Genomic DNA, 18,103 nt, shown 5'->3' on the forward strand with positions numbered 1-18,103 from the left:
AAGGTGCGTATTCTTGCGTCCTGAAACTGACAGACTTGCAAAGTGTTGCAAATCCCCAGGCCAAGCGGCTGAGAAGGAGCAAAATCAACGATGGCAAAACTGTACGCGGGGGGTCAGATCCGCACACTGCGCACCGCTCGCAACCTCACTCAAGCCGATGCGGCGATCCTCGTCGGCATCTCGCCGAGCTATCTCAACCAGTTGGAAAACGATCAGCGCCCACTCACCGCAAGCGTGTTGTTGCAGTTAACGTCCGCCTTCGGGGTGGATGCTTCCTTCTTCTCCGGCGACGCCGAACGCGAAACCGCAGCCGCCCTTTCGGAACTGCTCCCCGGCATCGCGCAGCACGAGCTGGAGGAATTCGCCCGCCACTTCCCTACCCTTGCGGAGCGTGTCCGAACCATCCCCGAGCGCCTCAACGAGCAAGCCCCCAACCCCTACGAGTACGCACGCAGCTTTTTCCAGGAACACAGCAACTACTTCCACTCCCTGGATTCAGCGGCCGAAACGCTTGCGGAGCATCTTGGTGGCCGCCAGTTGCGCCTGACCCGTCTTGCGTCGGTCCTCGACCGCGACTTCGGCTACACCGTGCGCTTCAACCAGCCTGTGGAGTCGGGTCGCTCCGACATCGACACCACCACCCGCGAGATCCGCCTGCGCTCCGGCTTGAGCGAAGCGCAACAGTGCTTCGAGCTGTCCTACCGCTACAGCAATCTCGCCCACGGCGACGTGATGTCAGAGCTCATTGCGCGTATCGACGACACCCCGGCCCGCAACGTCACCACCCACGGCTTAGCCCAGTACTTCGCGGCTGCCGTCACCATGCCGTACACGGAGATCCTGCAGGCTGCCCACGAGACGCGCTACGACATCGATGTCATCTCGGCCCGCTTCGGCACCGGATTCGAATCCACCTGCCAACGCCTCGGCACACTGCAGCGCCCCGGCGCGCAGGCTGTGCCGTTTGTATTTATGCGCACCGACCGCGCAGGAAATGTGTCCAAGCGCCAGGCCACCACGTCGTTCCGCTTCGCCGTCTCCGGCGATACCTGCCCGCTATGGGTGGTGCACCGTGCGTTTGAAACCCCAAACCGTGTGACCAGGCAGGTCTCCACCACCCCGGACGGGCGCACACAGATGTGGGTTGCGCGCATGGTGCAGGGTCCCGCCGTGGGCTTTGGTCAGCCCCGGCGCGAGCACGCCGTAGCGCTTGGCTGCGACGCCGCATACGCACCCCAACTGGTGTACGCCGACGGCCTTGATCTGGCCCCGGCGTCAGCTACCCCGATTGGTCCGGGGTGCGCGACGTGTCCGCGCACCCGCTGCCCCCAACGTGCGTTTCCGGCTAGTCCAGATCCGACTTTGTAATCAGGCGGCGCGCCGCCTCGGTAATCGAACCTGACAGCGACGGGTACACCGCCATCGAGTTAGCCAGCTGGGTGACGGTGAGGCTGTTGGTTACCGCGATGGTCAGCGACAAGATCAGCTCGGATGCAGTCGGCGCGACGATCACACCGCCGATGACCTGGCCGGAGCCCTTGCGGGCGAAAATCTTCACAAACCCGTACTGCAGGGAACGCATCTTGGCGCGCGGGTTCGTCGACAAGGGCAGCTTGTAGATGTCTGCCTCAACCTTGCCGTCGCGGATCTCCTGCTCGGTGACACCCACGGCAGCGATCTCCGGACGGGTGAACACGGCGTTGCCAACCGTCTTCAGGCGGATCGGGCTGACACCGTCGCCCATCGCGTGGTCAACGGCAGTGCGGCCCTGCTGCGCCGCAACCGACGCCAGCGGCATGAGGTCCGTGCAGTCGCCCGCAGCGTAAATGCCGGCGACGTTAGTGCGCGAGACGCGGTCCACATGAATGTGGCCGGACGGGGTGGTCTCCACCTTTGCGGCCTCAAGGTTCAAATCTGCCGTATTCGGAACAGAACCGATGGACATCATCACGTGCGAACCCTCAATGGCGCGGCCATCAGTGGTGTGCACGACCACAGCGTCACCCGTGTTTTCCACACGCTCCACACGCGCGTCCTTCTCCAACTGCACGCCGCGATCCGCCAGGACCTTCTCCAAGACATCGGCGGCGTCGGCGTCGTCGTGAGGCAAAATGCGATCGCGGGAAGCAACCATGGTCACCTTCACGCCCAGCTCCGCAAACGCAGAGACAAACTCCGCACCAGTCACGCCAGAACCAACCACAATGAGGTGGGTCGGCAGCTCCTGCAGGTCATACATCTGACGCCAGTTCAGGATGCGCTCGCCGTCCGGCTCCGCCCCCTTGAGCACACGCGGGCTCGCACCCGTGCACACAAGCACCATGTCGCAGCTGACGTGCTCAGTCTCACCAGACTCGGTGACAATCTCAATGTCATGCGTAGTGTGACCGACCTGCTTATCAGAGAAGCGCGCACGCCCCTTGACCAGGCGCACACCCTTGCGCTCAAGCTGCTCGCGGATGTCACTGGACTGCTCCGCCGCCAACTGCTTCACACGCTCATTCAGCGCCAGCAGCGACAGCTTCGCGTCACCCAACGTGTGGTTGAGCCCCATATCGTCCGCGCGGCGCAAGTCCGTCTTAATGTTCGCGCCCGCAATGAAGCTTTTCGACGGCACAACGTCCTTACGGATCGCCGAGCCGCCAGCCCCAGAATCTTCCACCAACGTGATGTCTGCGCCGCGTTTCGACGCGAGCAGCGCGGCCTCGTATCCGCCGGGGCCTCCACCCATGATGACAATCTTCTTGGACAAAACGGCTCTCCTCAAAGTTTCAGACTTGACGTGACAGGTTAAACAACGTCACAGTCTACCCGGAGCCGGAGAAACCTCACCCACCCGGAAGTACTGCTCCACAATCGCACCGAACAAACGAACCCCAACCCCAATCGCCCGCTCATCAACATTCAGGTTCCCCTGGTGCAGATCCTGTGGCTCACCCTCACCGTTCCACGCACCCAAGCGCATCATCGCGCCGGGTACGTGCTCGAGGTACCACGAAAAGTCCTCCCCACCGCTGGATTGCGGGGCGGAGACAACACTGTGCGGGTCCACGGACCGGGCGGCTTGGACGGCCAGGGCGGTGGCGGCGTCGTCGTTAAGCACGGGCGGCACACCGCGGATGTAATCCAGGTGGTACGTGCAACCGGTCGGCGCAACGACAAGGTCGATCAGGTCCGTAATCAAGTCCTCGATCTCACGCCACGTCGTAATATCCGCCGTGCGCAACGTGCCTTCCAAAACACCCACTTTCGGAATCGCATTCGCCGCATCACCCGCATTGACGTGGCCAAACACCAACACAGTGCCTGTGCGCGGATCCACCCGGCGCGACAATAACGCCGGCAACTGAGTAATCAGCGCACCGATTGCGTACACCACATCGGCGGTCAACTGCGGGCGCGACGTATGTCCGCCGGGGCCCTGGACCTCGATACGAATCACGTCAGACGCCGAGGTGATCGCACCGGTGCGCACGCCGATCTCCCCAACACGGATATGCGGCTCGGCATGCACCGCATAAATCGCGGAAACATTTTCCAACCCGCCCCACTTGACCACGTCCAGCGCGCCGCCACCCATAACTTCTTCCGCAGGCTGGAAGATCACGCGAACACCCTGCTCAAGCTCGATCGTGGACAACGCACACGCAAGGCCCAGAGCAACCGTCGTATGCACATCATGGCCACACGAGTGCGACACGCCCGGGTTCACCGACGCGAACGGCAAACCGGTTTGCTCCGGCACACGCAGCGCATCGATGTCTGCGCGAAATGCCAAGCGCTTGCCTTCGGTAGGACCAAGGTCCACATACAACCCGGTGCCCGGGAAGCGCACCGGCTTCAGACCATGTTCCTCCAGTACGTTGACCAAAAACTCGGTAGTTTCCACTTCCTCGTTGGATAGCTCCGGGTGTGAGTGAATGTGCCGACGCCACCCCACGACCTTGTCCTGGTTTTGATCAAACCAAGCCGCCACGGCTGTAGCGATTCCGGCGTTACTCACGCGTCCTCCCTTAAGGTCGTCCTGTACAGCGGGTACAAGCAAGTGCATATGTTGCACAGAGTCTACGCCGGGGTCGTCGCCACGCTAGAAGCGCACTGCTTTTTCGGTACTGCGTTTTCAGTGCAGTGCTGAATCTGTTCAGCAACGCTAAACACTGGTGTTCCCCTCGGTGCGCCGGGTTGAAGATAGGCGGTGGAAAACCGGGCAGTGTCGTACGGACTGCGGGGCCACTGGAACATGATCGCCTCCACTTTGGCGTCAGGGCCTTGGAGCACGTAGGCATCGTCGACATCGTCAAGACTGCCCGGCAACAGCATCGCAGGTGGCACGTGCAGCGCACGAGCGATGCGGTAGAGAGTGCTTAAGGTTGGGTCGGCAGCCCGCTCGTTGTAGTCGTTGCGCTCAATATTGGACACAAGCGAGCGCGACACTCCAGCGAGTTCCGCAAGGCGCGTTTGGCTCAACCCCCGCATGATGCGCAGCGCGCGAATACGTTCTCCCAAGCCCAGCGCGTAGCTGGCCCAGTGCGAGTCCGGTAGCAATTCCCCCATGACAGCTCTCCCCCTGGCTGTGTCGTTGTGCTGTTGTGCTGTTGTGCCGTTGTGCTCACAATGTAGCGCAGCGCAAGTGTGCACGCCACGGTTATTTTCGGTTCCGTGGCGCGTAGACCTTGCGCTGCGCTTGTACTGTGCGCGCGTTATGCGCGTTAGAGGTCGATGTTGCGCGGACCGTAGAGACGATCACCGGCATCGCCCAAGCCAGGCACGATGTAGGCGTCCTCGTTCAGCGACGGATCGATCGTCGCAGTAACCAGGCGGACAGGCCCGCCGTGAGCCTTGAGCGCATCCACGCCCGGCTGTGCACTGACCATGCAGATGCAGGTGATGTCGTCCGCACCGCGGCCAACAAGCAGATCGATGGCGTGGATGAGCGAGCCGCCGGTTGCCAGCATCGGGTCCACCAGGAACACCGGCTGTCCAGACAGATCGTCGGGCAGTGCTTCGAGGTACGGCACCGGTTCGTGGGTCTTCTCGTCGCGAGCCAAGCCGATGAAGCCCACCTGGGCGTCCGGGATCATCGACAGTGCTGGATCGATCATGCCCAGACCGGCTCGGATGATCGGAACGATGATCGGCGGGGTGGCCAGCCGCGTGCCTTGAGCGACCGCAACTGGGGTTTCGGTGTCGAACTGCTCGACTTTCAAATCACGCGCCGCCTCGTAGATCAGCATTGCGCCGAGGTCGGCCAACGCCGCACGAAAAGCTGCGTTGTCGCTGCGCTTGTCGCGCATAATGGTCAGCCGCGAAGCAGCCAGCGGGTGGTTAATAACCGTGATGTCCATGCCGCCCATGCTAATTCACCAAAGTTTTTTCTCCTACGAGGGAACCGGCGTGGGGTTTTCGCCGTCCAATGTGCATGACTGTCTTTCAATTTGATTCCGCATCCGTGTTTTCCATGACCGATTCTCTACGCAACGACGCAGCCTCGCTGCGCGCCCTCAACCATGTGCCAGTGCCCGATGTGTGGCCATTGAGCGAATTCCACAACGCAGTGTCCACCGCTATCGAGCAAGCGAACAGCGACGCCAATTTGCTTCGCGACGAAGCCCGGCGCATCGCCGCAACCATGGACCTCACCGTTGATGCTGCGTGCGCCGTCGATACCGCCACCTGCCACAAGTTTGGAGCGACACTATGAACCCCACCCTTAGCACCATGCTCGACGCGCTTTCCTCGCTAGGCGGGCCGCCGTCAGTGACAAACAACCGCCACCTGAACTTCTCGTTAGATATCGGTACTGCTGCGGCACAGATTTTGTCCATGGCAGACATCATCGATTTTCCGACCCTTCCGGGCTATCGCATGCCGGACTTCAAGGACTTCGGCCCGCTCGCACAGGTTGCTAACGCGAGCGGAGAAACCAGGCTGCAGGCTGCATCCGACCTGGCGGCCTACCGTGCAGATATCAGTGACGCAGTCCTGCGCGGGTCAGTCCGCGCTTCGGCCGCGGTCGCCGAGCTTGTCTCTATTGCAATCGGTCTCATGCGCAACGCCGCGGCAGCGCCCGCGCTTGCGGCGACACCAATCGGCCCAATTGGTGCAGCGGCGTTTGTCGCGGCTCAAGTCTGTCAGGCGCTCGATGCTGCGATGGCGGCTTTGCAGAGCTTGGAGAAGGACCTGGGCGCCCTTGCGACGAAACTGGGGGCGTCGACCGCTGCGGCGGCCGCCCGTGTCATGCCGGGTCCGGGCGCGCTCGGTGAGGCAGCGAACGCAGAGTTGCAGCGCCTATCGGCCTCGGTGCCATCATCCCCGCGCCAGCTTGTGGCCGCGGCGCTGCCGACTGCACCGAAACCCGCAGCCACGGTCCCCGCACCTGCTCCGCCTGAGGTCACGCCAATGTCTGCTCCTCCACCGGAGCCCACGCCAGCGCCAGCACAGGGTGGCTCCCCTGTCGGCGCAGCCGCAGTGGCCGCAGCGAAAAGCCAACTGGGCACGCCATATGTCTGGGGAGGGTCGAGCCCTGGTGGCTTCGACTGCTCCGGGCTGACATCTTGGGCATACAGCCAGGCGGGGATGGACATCCCGCGCGTTGCGGCCGACCAGACGGTTGGCAGGCAGGTGTCCTACGAGGAACTGCAGCCGGGCGATCTTGTGCTCTGGTCGGGCCACGCCGCAATGTACGCAGGCGACGGCATGATGATTGAGGCCGGCGACCCGGTACAGATGAACCCGGTGCGCACCGAGAACATCGGAATGCCGTTCTACGGGTTCTGGCGGCCAACCGGTTAATCTGCTGGCTGTGAGTTGAGTAGACTCTCACCCCATGAGTACCCGCGCGATCCTTCCCGTGAAACTGTCCCTGACCGAGGGCGATTTTTACACCCTGTGGGCCCCAACCTGGAAAGAGAAGGGCACGCAGTGGCAGGCCTTTCTTGGCGACGACCAATCGGTCCTCGCCTTCAACTCCCCCGAGGAGCTTCTGGCCTACCTCAACACCAACCCGTCGCATGACCTGAGTGACCACCCAAAGTGGGAGGCGTTTAACACTCAGGGCGACGACCGCGTCGTGCCGGGTGACAAGCAGTACTACGACATCATTGGCGCCCCGAACTTCCTAGCGGGCCGTCCGAGCCACGAGAACGTCTCGTCGCTGGCACGCGTCTTCCAGGTGTCGCGTTCGCTGGCCGAGGTGGCCAGCGCTGAGCATGCGCAGATCTTCTTCGCCTCCCACTCCATTTTGGGCAACGTCAACCGTGGCGCGGACCACTACGCGGGCGAGAACGGCATGTCTGAATGGTCGGGTGTGGGCCGCGTTGTGCTGACCAATTGGAAGCAGGTTGTGGAGTCGCTGGATGAGGTGGTGCGTGTCGTCGATACGCAAGATCTCGATGCGAACGAGGTTGCCGCAGCAACCACCGCTATTGCTGAAGCACAGGAAGCACGCGCAGCGGCTGAGGAGCAGCGCCGCGCCGACGAGCAGGCACAGGCCGCCGCGCAGGACCCGTACGATTCCTCCGTTTGGGGCCTTGCTGGCATCGACCCGGTGAAGGTTTCCATCCAGGGCCAGAGCGTGTACACGCTGCGCACGTACCTGAACGGCGCGCCGGTGTTCTTGGGTAAGTACGGCGAGATCATCACCTTCCCGTCCACGAAGCACCTCGGCCGCTGGATTTTGGAAAACGACGACCACGACCTCGCAGGCGTGTCCACTTGGCAGGACATCCTCAACGCGGCAAACGCTGGTGATCTCAAGGTGGAGGTTCACCCGGACAACTCCTACTCGTTTAACGGCATCGCCGCCGACATTGCCAAGGGCACCGACGCGGTAGACACCAAGCAGATGGCCAAGGCCTACGAACTGCTCGCGGACGCCGCCGACTGGGCGAAGGACGATTCGCTGAACTCCCTGCTGCTGGCCAACCCGCGCATGCAGGATTACCTGGCGTACATGCTTGGCTCCACCCGCGCCGCCGGTTACGTTCCGTCCGCACCGTTCACCGATAAGGCAGAAGCGTGGACCGAGATGGAAAACCAGCTGATCAAGCGCTTCTCCAAGTTCTAAGACCTGAGGTTTAGAATGGTCGGCTATGGCAGTGGACCAGGTCGACCCCCTCATCAACGCCATCTATCACTGGATGGACATCTCCGGCGTGCTCCTCATGGGTGTCATTGGCGGCACCCTGGCACGCCAACTCGGCTACGACATCGTGGGGTTTTTCTTCATCGCGATGCTTTCCGCACTCGGCGGAGGCATGTTGCGCGACGTGCTGATCAACGAGGGCACCGTCGCAGCAATGAGCCAGCCTGAGTACCTGATCCTTGCGTTTACCGGCGCGTTGATCGCCAGGTTCACCTACTTCAAGGGCCGCGCATGGGAATTTTTGCAATCGCATGGCGACGCGTTGGTCTCCGCATTGTGGGCGTCCACGGGTGCGTCGAAAGCAATCCAGTACGGGCTTCCGGTTGTGCCCACCATCATGATGGGTGTCTTCACCGCGACCGGCGGCGGCATGATCCGCGACGTGGTCACCGGCCAAGAACCGTCAGTGTTTGGCGGTAACCAACCCACCGTGCTGCCGGCAGTGGCGTGTGCAGTGATCACGCTGATCGGCAACGCCACTGGCTACCTCGCCTGGGGCATGATTCTCGGACCTGTTGCCAGTTTCGCCCTGTTCCTGTTCGGCTACTACGGCAACTGGCGCATTTCCACCGACTCGGAGTTCGCTCCGGTAAATACCACTGTGAACGCGACGGCGACGCAGGTAGCCACGCTTGCGCGCAAGGCTGAGAACAAATCACGCGCGGTGGCCCGCGAGTTGGAGCCAACCCGTGTGCGCTCCTGGCGCCACCGCCAGATGGAGAAGGCGTTGCAGCGTCGCATCGATGCGGAGATCCGCAAGGGCAAGCGCCCGGCGCAGGCGATGAGCGATGCGGATGATTTCCTCACCGAGTTCACCACCCAGTTCCCCGCTATTGATGCGGAGATGCTCGCAGAAGCCACGGGAATTGACACCCCTGTTGAAGACGAGGGGCTCCTCGACGGCATCGGCATGGATCTCTCCGGCGATTCCTACGATGACCAGGTAGAACCAGATCCGGAGGAAACTGAGGCGATGCATGCTGACATGCTCGATATCATTCTTTCCGATGAGAAACTTACCGACGAGCTCATCGACCGCCTCGTCACCCGCTACAAACAGAAGGGGTCCTAAATGATCAAGCGCACGTTGGCAGCAGTTCCGGTGGTGTGTTTGAGCATGGGGCTGTGCTTGACAGCGAACGCGCAAGACGCCGAAACCCCCGCCCCAACCGATGCCATCGAGCCGGCCGCCCCCACCACCGGCTACTACGACGACACCGGCAACTGGGTCCCACCCAAGCGGGACAAAGCACCCGATACCGATAACTGCCCGCAGGCAACCTGGCCGCCGGAGCCTGTCTCCACCTCAGAACGGGCCACAAGCACGCCGGACGCGTTGCCGGTGACCTACGACGGGCCGTGTGGGGTCAGCGTCGCCGACGGTTACGAGGTTCCGCAGGACGTGCTCGCATCCGCGTGGCTGGTGGCTGACCTGGATTCCGGCGACGTGGTGGCGATGAAGGATCCGCACGGACGATACCGTCCGGCATCGATCATCAAAGTGCTGTTGGCATTGGCGGCGATCGACGAACTGCCGCTAGACCAGAAAGTGCCGGTATCCGCCGAGTCCGCGGGCCAGGAAGGCTCCGCCGCAGGCATCGGCGAGGGCGGCGACTACACCGTCAACGACCTGCTCCACGGTCTGCTGTTGGCCTCTGGCAACGATTGCGCCCACGCGCTCGCCCAGGCGCTCGGCGGCAACGAGATGACGCTTTTGAAGATCAACGAAATGGCCAAAACCCTCGGCATGACCGATACCCGTGCCACCTCGTATTCCGGCCTGGACAGCGCCGGCATGTCCACCTCCGCGTGGGATATGGGCCTGGCGTACAAAGCGGCGTTTGCGAACCCCACGTTCGCGGACATCGTCGCCACCGAGTCCTACAAGTTCCCCGGATTCGACGACTTACCAGCCTTTGAGCTGTGGAATGACAACAAGCTCTACCTCAACGACCCCGACGGCATCGGTGGAAAAACCGGCTACACCGACGACGCCAACCACACCTTCGTCGGTGCGGTCAACCACGATGGCCGCCGCCTCGTCGCCGTCGTCCTCGACACCACTGCCCACGAACACCGCGCCTGGGAACAGGCGCAGATGCTGCTGCATGCGGCGTATGGGGTGGACGGTGTCGTCGCAAAGCTAGCGCCCCCAGAGACCAACACCCCTGAAACGACGAAGGCCGCCCCCTCCCCCACGCCCGAAGAGAACTCCGGTGTGGAAGAGGAGACGGCCTGGAACCGTTGGTGGTCCTACCTTGTCGTTGCGGGCGTTGTGGCCCTTGCGTTGCTTGCCGCTGTGGTTAGTCTCGCGTCAGCACGGAAGCGAGGCCAACGCCGATAGCGCCAAGCGCGGCGCCGACGCCAAGCGCCTTGCCGGTAGACGCCGACTTATCGGTGTTACGCACCGCACCTGCACGGATGTTGATCACGGCCGGCTCCGGAACCTCCGCCGGGGCTGCGTCCAGGGACTCCTGCGTCGTCGCAGTCCATGCTGCAACGTAGAGCACCACGCGCCAGATCAGGTACAGCACGACCATGAGGGTGATGATCGGGCCGAAGATCGCACCCGCCGGGTTACCGGTGGCGGAAGAGATCACCAGGCCTGCGAACTGCTGCAAGATGGCGAAGATGACCGCGCCGAGCAGCGCACCCTTCAGACCTGATTTCACCGGCACCTTCGTGCGCGGCATGTACATGTTCACCCACAGCATGACCAGGAAGCTGGCCAGCACACTGACCAGGAATCCAACGACCCACACCACGAGGCGCGCGCCCGGGAAATCACCGATGCCGAGGCGCTCCATTGCGGTGCTGGTCCAGCCGGACACGCCAACCGCGGTCACGCCTGCAGCCACCACGAACAGGACAATGAGCACGATCAGGCCCAGCAGGTCCGCCAACTTCTTGGTGACAAAGTTGCCGCCTTCGTTCGCATCCACCTTCCACATTGCGGACACGCCCACGCGCAGGTTGTTCATCCACCCCAGGCCGGACCACAGAGTGGTTAGCAAACCGATACCGGCTACGGCACCGCGCTGATCGATAGCAGCATTGACCAGTTCATTGAGCATGTCGCCCAGATCGCCGTCGACCGAGGAGGTGATTTGGTTTTCGATCTCCTGGATCAAATCCGGCCGAGCGCTCAGGAAGAAACCGAGGCCGGCGAAGATCAGCATGAGCAGCGGAAACAGCGACAGCACCGAGAAGTACGTAATGCCACCGGCAAGCTGGTTACCGCCTTCTGAACCGAAGCGCTCGTTCATCCGCAGCACGTGAGCCGCAGCGGGCGCCTTCTCCTCTACTTTCGCCTCTAGGCCTTCTTGCTGTTGCTTCGAGGCGCGCTCGATTCCTTGTTCGTCGGTGTACGCCTTACGCGGCGATGTCGAGGTTGCCATCGACGGACGTCCCTTCTAAACGGATGTGCTTTACCGAACACATCGTAGAGGAGCCTGCGAAACGGCGTAGCGGGGGCGGAGGCAGTAGCAGACTCCTCACGCCTTGCGCCAGTTCAGTAACCACTGTACAGTTCAGCACATGCTGACCATTGCTTCACGCCTCGACGTCATGAACCGGCTCGGCCGGGCCATGGCGGATCCGACGCGTTCCAGAATCCTGATGACACTACTCGACGGCCCGAGCTACCCGGCCGTGCTTTCGCGTGACCTGGACCTGACCCGCTCGAACGTCTCGAACCACCTGACCTGCTTGCGCGACTGCGGCATCGTCGTCGCCGAGCCGGAAGGCCGCAAGACACGCTACGAAATCGCCGATCCGCATCTCGCAGCAGCGCTCGACGCGCTGGTCAACGCGACGCTGGCTGTCGACGAAAACGCCCCATGCATCGACTCTGAGTGCTCGGTCCCCGGCTGCGGCGAGAAGGGAGCGGACGCATGAGCTCGGCGTGTGGATGCGAACACGAACCCACCACAGAGATCGAAGAACTCGATCGGCCATGGTGGAAGGACCCCGAGTTGCTGCTACCGATCTTCTCCGGCGTAGCCCTCGGCATAGGCCTGGCGCTGGACTGGTCCGGGCTAGAGACACCCGCGACAGTACTGTTCTGGGTCGGCCTGCTGCTAGGGGCGTATACGTTCGCGCCCGGCGCAATACGGAACCTTGTCACGAAGCGCAAGCTCGGCATTGGCTTGCTGATGACGATCAGCGCGGTCGGCGCGGTGATCCTCGGTTACGTCGGAGAGGCCGCGGCGCTAGCGTTCCTGTACTCGATCGCCGAGGCACTGGAAGACAAGGCGATGGACCGGGCTCAGGGCGGACTGCGGGCACTGTTGAAGTTGGTACCGCAGACCGCGACGGTGCTGCGCGACGGCACGGCGGTCGAGGTCGCAGCGAAGGACCTCGTGGTTGGCGAGCTAATGCTCGTGCGCCCCGGGGAACGAATCGCCACGGACGGCATCATTCGTTCCGGACGATCCAGCCTTGACACCTCAGCGATCACCGGAGAATCCATTCCGGAGGAGGTCGCACCCGGCGACGAGGTACCCGCGGGAGCAATCAACTCCGCCGGTGTGCTGGAGATCGAGACGACCGCAGCTGGAACGGACAACTCGCTGACCACCCTCGTCGACCTGGTCGAGCAGGCACAGGCGGAAAAGGGCGACCGCGCCCGGATCGCCGACCGGATCGCCCAACCCCTAGTGCCCGGGGTGATGATCCTGGCGGTGCTGGTCGGTGTGATTGGCTCGCTGCTGGGCGACCCCGAGACGTGGATCACCCGTGCGTTGGTGGTTCTGGTCGCAGCCTCGCCGTGCGCGCTGGCAATCTCCGTGCCGCTGACGGTCGTGGCCGCGATCGGCGCGGCCAGTCAGTTCGGAGTGGTCATCAAGTCCGGCGCGGCGTTCGAGCGGCTCGGCGGCATCCGTCACCTGGCGGTGGACAAGACCGGAACCCTTACCCGCAACCAGCCCGAGGTTACCGGCGTGGTCCCGGCGGACGGATTCGATCGGGCGCAGGTGCTTGCTTTCGCGGCGGCAGTTGAACAGCAATCGACGCACCCCCTCGCCGCGGCGATCGCGGCAGCGGCGCCCGAAGCGCCCACCGCCTCGGACATCAGCGAGGAAGCCGGGCATGGCATCGGCGGCACCGTCGAAGGCCGACGAGTGCTGGTGGGCAGCCCCCGGTGGATCGACGCCGGGCCATTGAAGGCAGACGTTGAGCGCATGGAGTCCGAGGGCCAGACCTGCGTCCTGGTCACCGTCGATGACACCCTCGCCGGGGCGATCGGTGTCCGCGACGAGCTGCGTCCCGAGGTTCCCGAAGCCGTGCAGACCCTGCACGCCAACGACGTGGAAGTGAGCATGCTCACCGGCGACAACACTCGCACCGCCCGGGCGCTGGCTGAAATCGCCGGAATCGACGACGTGCGCGCCGAGCTGCGACCGGAGGACAAGGCAAACATCGTCGCCGAACTCTCCTCCAAGACGCCGACGGCGATGATCGGCGACGGCATCAACGACGCGCCGGCACTGGCAGGCGCGACGGTGGGCATTGCGATGGGAGCGACCGGCTCTGACGCCGCGATCGAGTCCGCTGACGTCGCCTTCACCGGCCACGACCTCCGGCTGATCCCGCAGGCTCTGCAGCACGCCCGCCGAGGCAGCAGGATCATCAACCAAAACATCGTGCTGTCTCTGGCCATCATCATCGTGTTGATGCCGCTGGCGATCACCGGCGTGCTGGGCCTAGCCGCCGTGGTGTTGGTTCACGAGGTCGCCGAAGTCATCGTGATCTTGAACGGCCTGCGGGCCGCACGAGCGAAGCGCTGAGGCTACGCCGGAAACGGACCTGGCTCCGCCGCTAGCCCTTAGCGCTTCGGCGCTAAGAACCCAACCTTCTCGTACACGTCCTTCAGCAGCGGCGATGCCACCTCGCGGGCGCGCTCGGCACCGCGGGCGAGGATGGCTTCGAGTTCGGCACGGTCCGACATGAGTTCGTCGTAACGCGCACGCAGCGGAGTGGTGAACGCCTCGAGCGCATCCGCCGTATCCACCTTCAGCGCGCCGTAGCCCTGGCCTTCGTAGCCGGCGACGAGATCGTCGATCGACTTGCCTGTCAACGCCGACTGAATCACCAGCAGATTGGACACGCCCGGCTTGTTTTCCTTGTCGTAGGCAATCACGCCATCGTTGTCAGTCACGGCGGAGCGGATGCGCTTGGCGGAGGTCTTCGGCTCGTCCAGAAGATTCACAATGCCCTTCGGGTTCGCACCCGACTTGGACATCTTCGACGTCGGATCCTGCAGGTCGTAGATCTTCGCCGCACCCTCCACGATCATGCCCTCCGGCACCGTGAACGTCTTGCCGTAGCGGGAGTTAAACCGCTCCGCCAGCGTACGCGTGAGCTCCAAGTGCTGACGCTGATCCTCACCCACCGGCACCAACTGCGGCGAGTACAGCAAAATATCCGCAGCCATCAGCACTGGGTAGGTAAACAGACCAACCGACGTGCGGTCCTGGCCCTGCTTGGCCGACTTGTCCTTGAACTGCGTCATGCGGCTGGCCTCACCAAAACCAGTCAGGCACTGCAGCACCCAAGTCAGCTCGGCGTGCTCCGGCACGTGCGACTGCACAAACAGGGTGGAACGCTCCGGGTCAATACCCAGCGCAATCAACTGCGCACAGCCCGCAAGCGTGCGGTGACGCAGCTCTTCCGGGTCCTGGTCCACCGTGATCGCGTGCAGATCCGGGATGAAGTAGAACGCCTCGTAGCCGTCCTGCAGGTCAATCCACTGTTTCAGGGCACCCAGGTAGTTTCCCAGGTGGTAAGAGTCGGCGGTGGGCTGGATTCCGGAAAGCACGCGTTGCATGCACCACATATTAACCCGATGCGCATTCGAGGGAACCGGGGGTTGTTTACTCGCTACGATGAAGCCCACGAAAGGAGCAGCGATGACTGTGAGTAACCGCCCTGAGACAGCTCAGGATGTTAAGGGAGAACGTCCGCCCCGTGGCCAGATTGCTTTCGCAAAGCTGATCCTCAAGAGAGAGTGCGAGGGCAAAGGCAAGATCCGTGTCACTGATGAAATGCGTCGCGTCGCTTCTTTTGACCTCTGACCATGCGCATCACTGTTCTCCAGCCCGACCCGATCAGCCCGCTCCAGCGCCTCGGCTCATGGCTCGAACGCGTCGGCGCTGAGCTCGATGTCGTCGATCTCAACCAAACGCCACCGCGTATCGACGACACCACCTCCGCCCTCATCCTCCTCGGCGGTCGCACCAACGCCCTGGACACCGAGGCCGCACCTTGGCTGCCCGCCGTCCACGACCTCCTTCGCGCAGCTCATTCGTCAGGCATGCCGGTTCTGGGTATCTGCCTTGGCCACCAGATCATCGCCGACTGCTTCGGAGGCGAAGTTTCCGTCGGCTTAGCCAGTCAGGACGAAGAGGGCGCCGCACGGGTGTCGCTGACCGAAGCTGGTCTTGCCGATCCTCTTTTCGGCGCCCTCGACCCCGAATTGGTTGTGGTCGAATCCCACCACGATGCAGTGGTGTCGCTCCCGCCCGGCGCGCAACTGCTCGCCTCGAGTGCCCGCTGCCCCATCCAGGCGATGCGTCTCGGTTCCATCGTCTCGGTGCAGTTCCACCCCGAATGCTCCCCCGATGTTGCAGGTCAGTGGGCCGCGCGCAGCGGTTATGACGCTGCCGCCGTCACCCAGGAGCTTTCGCTTCGCGACGACCACCTCACCCACACCGGCCGCACCCTTGCAGCCGGCTTCGTCCGTGCCGCCCAGGCGTGGCGGTAAGCCTTCCGGCCAAGCGCCGCTAGTCCACGATCACAGTGGCAATCGCATAGTCGCCGTCGTGGCTCAGGGAGACGCTTTGGACGTGGGGGCCTAACCGTGCGACCTCACCGTGCAACTGGACCACAGGTCGCCCGAATGCGTCGTTGACTACTTCTATCTCGGCGAAGTTGAGCTCGTCCGGGGTGATAAGCGGGGGCTGGCCGATGATCGTTTGGGACCAGGCTTTGATGTAAGCCTCCTTTACCGCCCAGCGTCCGGCGAGCGATGCAGCACGATTCGGTTTCGTGTTGCACGTGCGTATCTCGCGGTCGGTGAACACAGAACCGAAGGTAGAACCTGGGAATTCCATTTGTTGGGCGAACGAGGAAACGTCCACGAGGTCGATGCCGATATGCATGGTCAAAGCCTAATTTCTTGAATGTCCATCGGGGGTTGGTGTTCGTAACAGAACCTGCTGTGTGGCTGGGAATTTACCTACCGACTAGTAACTTACGGATTCGTAGGTTTAGAATGCCAGCATGCCAAATACGTTTACAGGTGTACATCAGACTGAAAAGGCAGCGGTTCCGGCGCCAAGCCCGGCACCGGCGACCACAGCCCAAAAACACGATGACCTCGTGCAACGACGCACCGAAGCGGCCGAGCCGATGGGATCAAAACCACTGGAGAAGGTCCGCGCAGCAGGCAGACTGACCGCACGTGAGCGCTTGGACTACCTCCTGGACGAGGGCTCGTTTGTGGAGTTCGACCAGCACGCCCGCCACCGCACCCATGACTTCGGGATGCAGGCGAAGCGGCCGGCAACGGATGGCATTGTCACCGGATTCGGCACGATCGACGGACGCGAGGTCTGCATCTTTTCCCAGGACGGCACCGTCTTCGGTGGCGCGTTGGGTGAGGTCTACGGCGAGAAGATGACCAAGATTCAGCGTCTTGCCGTCACCACCGGTCGTCCACTGATCGGCCTCTACGAAGGTGCAGGCGCCCGCATCCAGGACGGCGCGGTATCGCTGGACTGGATCGCGCGGACCTTCCTGCACAACATCGAAGCCTCCGGCGTGGTCCCGCAGATCTCCGTGATCATGGGCGCTTGCGCCGGCGGTAACGCCTACTCCCCCGCGCTGACCGACTTTGTGGTCATGGTGGATGAGACCTCGAAGATGTTCGTCACCGGCCCGGATGTGATCAAGACGGTCACGGGTGAGGAGATCTCGCAGGAGGAGCTCGGCGGCGCCTGGATCCACATGCAGCAGGGCGGCAACTGCCACTACGTTGCGGAATCCGACGAGGATGCGCTCGACTGGGTGGCTGACTTGCTCGAGTACTTGCCGTCGAACAACCGCCAGAAGTCGGCGCCGCGCCCGGCAACCCCAACCGATGCAGAGGCAGACGCCACCGATGCTGCCGCGCTGGATTCACTGATCCCAGACTCGCCGAACACCCCTTATGAGGTCCGCGACGTGATTGCGCATATCGCGGACGACGGCGAGTTCCTGGAGGTCATGGAGCAGCGCGCTGAAAACGTCGTCACTGCGTTTGGTCGGATTGAGGACCAGCCGGTGGGCTTCGTCGCTAATCAGCCCATGGTGCTCGCAGGTTGCTTGGACATTGACTCGGCGGAAAAGGCCGCGCGCTTCATCCGCACCTGCGACAGCTTCAACATCCCAATTGTCATGCTGGTGGACGTTCCCGGCTTCTTGCCCGGCGCGAACCAGGAACACAGCGGCATTCTGCGCCGCGGCGCGAAGCTGCTGTACGCCTACGGCGAGGCAACCGTGCCGAAGGTGACCGTGACCATGCGCAAGGCGTACGGCGGCGCGTACTGCGTGATGGGCTCGAAGGGCCTCGGCGCCGATGTGAACTTGGCGTGGCCGACCGCGCAGATCGCGGTGATGGGTGCGTCTGGCGCAGTCGGCTTTATCAACCGCAAAGACATTGCTAACGCCCGCGACTCCGGTGTGAGCGACGAGGAGCTCCGCGAACTGATTGCGAAGTACGAGCGCGACTACGAAGACGAGATGCTCAACCCGTACAAGGCCGCTGAGCGCGGTCTGATCGATTCGGTCATCCTCCCAAGCGAAACCCCTGCGGTTCTCGCAGCGCAACTGCGTTTCTTCCGTGACAAGACCGTGGCGCGTCCGATGCGCAAGCACGGCAATATCCCGCTCTAATCCCGCTCCGATTCAAGGACCACAAAG

17 protein-coding genes are annotated in these 18,103 nt (G+C 62.9%); 10 read left to right on the forward strand and 7 right to left on the reverse strand.

Annotated elements, in window-relative coordinates:
- Positions 1-90: 90 nt before the first annotated feature.
- Positions 91-1,368 (forward strand): helix-turn-helix domain-containing protein, encoded by a 1,278-nt coding sequence (locus HMPREF3171_RS01585; RefSeq protein WP_070482387.1) that lies wholly within the window; start codon positions 91-93, stop codon positions 1,366-1,368.
- On the opposite strand, the gene HMPREF3171_RS01590 is transcribed toward HMPREF3171_RS01585, so the two are convergent.
- The 4 genes from HMPREF3171_RS01590 to upp form a co-directional block, all read right to left on the reverse strand.
- The gene (locus HMPREF3171_RS01590; protein WP_070450406.1) at positions 1,346-2,752 is read right to left on the reverse strand and encodes an NAD(P)H-quinone dehydrogenase; all 1,407 of its coding nucleotides are present in this window, start codon (positions 2,750-2,752) and stop codon (positions 1,346-1,348) included. The genes HMPREF3171_RS01585 and HMPREF3171_RS01590 overlap by 23 nt on opposite strands.
- A gap of 48 nt (positions 2,753-2,800) precedes the next feature.
- A complete protein-coding gene (locus tag HMPREF3171_RS01595; RefSeq protein ID WP_246815296.1) occupies positions 2,801-4,003 on the reverse strand; it encodes an amidohydrolase in 1,203 nt (400 codons plus the stop codon).
- Between the two features lie 62 nt (positions 4,004-4,065).
- On the reverse strand, positions 4,066-4,554 hold the full coding sequence (locus tag HMPREF3171_RS01600) for a helix-turn-helix domain-containing protein (protein WP_070482389.1): 489 nt from the start codon (positions 4,552-4,554) through the stop codon (positions 4,066-4,068).
- Between the two features lie 155 nt (positions 4,555-4,709).
- Positions 4,710-5,345, reverse strand: a complete 636-nt coding sequence (gene upp, locus HMPREF3171_RS01605; RefSeq protein WP_070422880.1) for a uracil phosphoribosyltransferase — start codon at positions 5,343-5,345, stop codon at positions 4,710-4,712.
- Positions 5,346-5,419: 74 nt separating this feature from the next.
- Here upp and HMPREF3171_RS01610 point away from each other — a divergent pair, with 74 nt between their 5' ends.
- Genes HMPREF3171_RS01610 through HMPREF3171_RS01630 form a run of 5 tightly spaced genes read left to right on the forward strand, consistent with a single transcriptional unit; the run spans position 5,420 to position 10,487 of the window.
- On the forward strand, positions 5,420-5,701 hold the full coding sequence (locus HMPREF3171_RS01610) for a hypothetical protein (RefSeq protein ID WP_070482391.1): 282 nt from the start codon (positions 5,420-5,422) through the stop codon (positions 5,699-5,701).
- Positions 5,698-6,792 carry a C40 family peptidase gene (locus tag HMPREF3171_RS11530; protein ID WP_246815297.1) on the forward strand — a complete coding sequence of 365 codons (1,095 nt, stop codon included), beginning with the start codon at positions 5,698-5,700 and terminating at the stop codon, positions 6,790-6,792. Before HMPREF3171_RS01610 ends, HMPREF3171_RS11530 begins: the two co-directional genes overlap by 4 nt.
- Before the next feature lie 34 nt (positions 6,793-6,826).
- Positions 6,827-8,065, forward strand: coding sequence for a hypothetical protein (locus tag HMPREF3171_RS01620; protein WP_070422825.1), 1,239 nt, complete (start codon positions 6,827-6,829; stop codon positions 8,063-8,065).
- 25 nt (positions 8,066-8,090) lie between these two features.
- Complete coding sequence (locus tag HMPREF3171_RS01625) at positions 8,091-9,215, forward strand: trimeric intracellular cation channel family protein (protein WP_083279474.1); 1,125 nt, start codon at positions 8,091-8,093, stop codon at positions 9,213-9,215.
- The gene (locus tag HMPREF3171_RS01630; RefSeq protein WP_246815298.1) at positions 9,216-10,487 is read left to right on the forward strand and encodes a D-alanyl-D-alanine carboxypeptidase family protein; all 1,272 of its coding nucleotides are present in this window, start codon (positions 9,216-9,218) and stop codon (positions 10,485-10,487) included.
- Here the strand turns inward: HMPREF3171_RS01630 and HMPREF3171_RS01635 are convergent.
- Positions 10,447-11,541 carry a YhjD/YihY/BrkB family envelope integrity protein gene (locus HMPREF3171_RS01635; protein ID WP_070450414.1) on the reverse strand — a complete coding sequence of 365 codons (1,095 nt, stop codon included), beginning with the start codon at positions 11,539-11,541 and terminating at the stop codon, positions 10,447-10,449. The two genes, HMPREF3171_RS01630 and HMPREF3171_RS01635, sit on opposite strands and share 41 nt — an antisense overlap.
- 139 nt (positions 11,542-11,680) lie before the next feature.
- Between HMPREF3171_RS01635 and cmtR the strand changes: the two genes are divergently transcribed.
- Positions 11,681-12,040 carry a Cd(II)/Pb(II)-sensing metalloregulatory transcriptional regulator CmtR gene (gene cmtR / locus HMPREF3171_RS01640; protein WP_070482393.1) on the forward strand — a complete coding sequence of 120 codons (360 nt, stop codon included), beginning with the start codon at positions 11,681-11,683 and terminating at the stop codon, positions 12,038-12,040.
- The gene (locus HMPREF3171_RS01645; protein ID WP_070482394.1) at positions 12,037-13,929 is read left to right on the forward strand and encodes a heavy metal translocating P-type ATPase; all 1,893 of its coding nucleotides are present in this window, start codon (positions 12,037-12,039) and stop codon (positions 13,927-13,929) included. The genes cmtR and HMPREF3171_RS01645 overlap by 4 nt, the downstream gene beginning before the upstream one ends.
- A 38-nt stretch (positions 13,930-13,967) precedes the next feature.
- Here HMPREF3171_RS01645 and trpS read toward each other — a convergent pair whose 3' ends face one another.
- Positions 13,968-14,978, reverse strand: a complete 1,011-nt coding sequence (trpS, locus tag HMPREF3171_RS01650; protein WP_070482396.1) for a tryptophan--tRNA ligase — start codon at positions 14,976-14,978, stop codon at positions 13,968-13,970.
- A 240-nt stretch (positions 14,979-15,218) separates the two neighbouring features.
- Here trpS and HMPREF3171_RS01655 point away from each other — a divergent pair, with 240 nt between their 5' ends.
- Positions 15,219-15,905: a type 1 glutamine amidotransferase gene (locus tag HMPREF3171_RS01655; RefSeq protein WP_070482398.1), complete on the forward strand. Its 687-nt coding sequence runs from the start codon at positions 15,219-15,221 to the stop codon at positions 15,903-15,905.
- 19 nt (positions 15,906-15,924) lie between these two features.
- Here the strand turns inward: HMPREF3171_RS01655 and acpS are convergent, their stop codons facing one another.
- On the reverse strand, positions 15,925-16,302 hold the full coding sequence (gene acpS, locus HMPREF3171_RS01660; protein ID WP_070422877.1) for a holo-ACP synthase AcpS: 378 nt from the start codon (positions 16,300-16,302) through the stop codon (positions 15,925-15,927).
- A 121-nt stretch (positions 16,303-16,423) separates the two neighbouring features.
- Between acpS and HMPREF3171_RS01665 the strand changes: the two genes are divergently transcribed.
- A complete protein-coding gene (locus HMPREF3171_RS01665; protein ID WP_083291907.1) occupies positions 16,424-18,076 on the forward strand; it encodes an acyl-CoA carboxylase subunit beta in 1,653 nt (550 codons plus the stop codon).
- Positions 18,077-18,103: the final 27 nt, after the last annotated feature.

Source organism: Corynebacterium sp. HMSC08F01 (assembly GCF_001807545.1).
GTDB lineage: Bacteria > Actinomycetota > Actinomycetes > Mycobacteriales > Mycobacteriaceae > Corynebacterium > Corynebacterium coyleae.

Excerpts from the sequence above, each read along its gene's own strand:
- acpS (WP_070422877.1), bottom strand. The coding sequence starts at position 16,302 with ATGCATATCGGCATCGACCTCGTGGACGTTTCCTCGTTCGCCCAACAA.
- HMPREF3171_RS01665 (WP_083291907.1), top strand. The coding sequence starts at position 16,424 with ATGCCAAATACGTTTACAGGTGTACATCAGACTGAAAAGGCAGCGGTT.
- HMPREF3171_RS01585 (WP_070482387.1), top strand. The coding sequence starts at position 91 with ATGGCAAAACTGTACGCGGGGGGTCAGATCCGCACACTGCGCACCGCT.
- trpS (WP_070482396.1), bottom strand. The coding sequence starts at position 14,978 with ATGTGGTGCATGCAACGCGTGCTTTCCGGAATCCAGCCCACCGCCGAC.
- cmtR (WP_070482393.1), top strand. The coding sequence starts at position 11,681 with ATGCTGACCATTGCTTCACGCCTCGACGTCATGAACCGGCTCGGCCGG.
- HMPREF3171_RS01610 (WP_070482391.1), top strand. The coding sequence starts at position 5,420 with ATGACTGTCTTTCAATTTGATTCCGCATCCGTGTTTTCCATGACCGAT.
- upp (WP_070422880.1), bottom strand. The coding sequence starts at position 5,345 with ATGGACATCACGGTTATTAACCACCCGCTGGCTGCTTCGCGGCTGACC.
- HMPREF3171_RS01625 (WP_083279474.1), top strand. The coding sequence starts at position 8,091 with ATGGCAGTGGACCAGGTCGACCCCCTCATCAACGCCATCTATCACTGG.
- HMPREF3171_RS11530 (WP_246815297.1), top strand. The coding sequence starts at position 5,698 with ATGAACCCCACCCTTAGCACCATGCTCGACGCGCTTTCCTCGCTAGGC.
- HMPREF3171_RS01630 (WP_246815298.1), top strand. The coding sequence starts at position 9,216 with ATGATCAAGCGCACGTTGGCAGCAGTTCCGGTGGTGTGTTTGAGCATG.
- HMPREF3171_RS01635 (WP_070450414.1), bottom strand. The coding sequence starts at position 11,541 with ATGGCAACCTCGACATCGCCGCGTAAGGCGTACACCGACGAACAAGGA.
- HMPREF3171_RS01655 (WP_070482398.1), top strand. The coding sequence starts at position 15,219 with ATGCGCATCACTGTTCTCCAGCCCGACCCGATCAGCCCGCTCCAGCGC.
- HMPREF3171_RS01645 (WP_070482394.1), top strand. The coding sequence starts at position 12,037 with ATGAGCTCGGCGTGTGGATGCGAACACGAACCCACCACAGAGATCGAA.
- HMPREF3171_RS01600 (WP_070482389.1), bottom strand. The coding sequence starts at position 4,554 with ATGGGGGAATTGCTACCGGACTCGCACTGGGCCAGCTACGCGCTGGGC.
- HMPREF3171_RS01620 (WP_070422825.1), top strand. The coding sequence starts at position 6,827 with ATGAGTACCCGCGCGATCCTTCCCGTGAAACTGTCCCTGACCGAGGGC.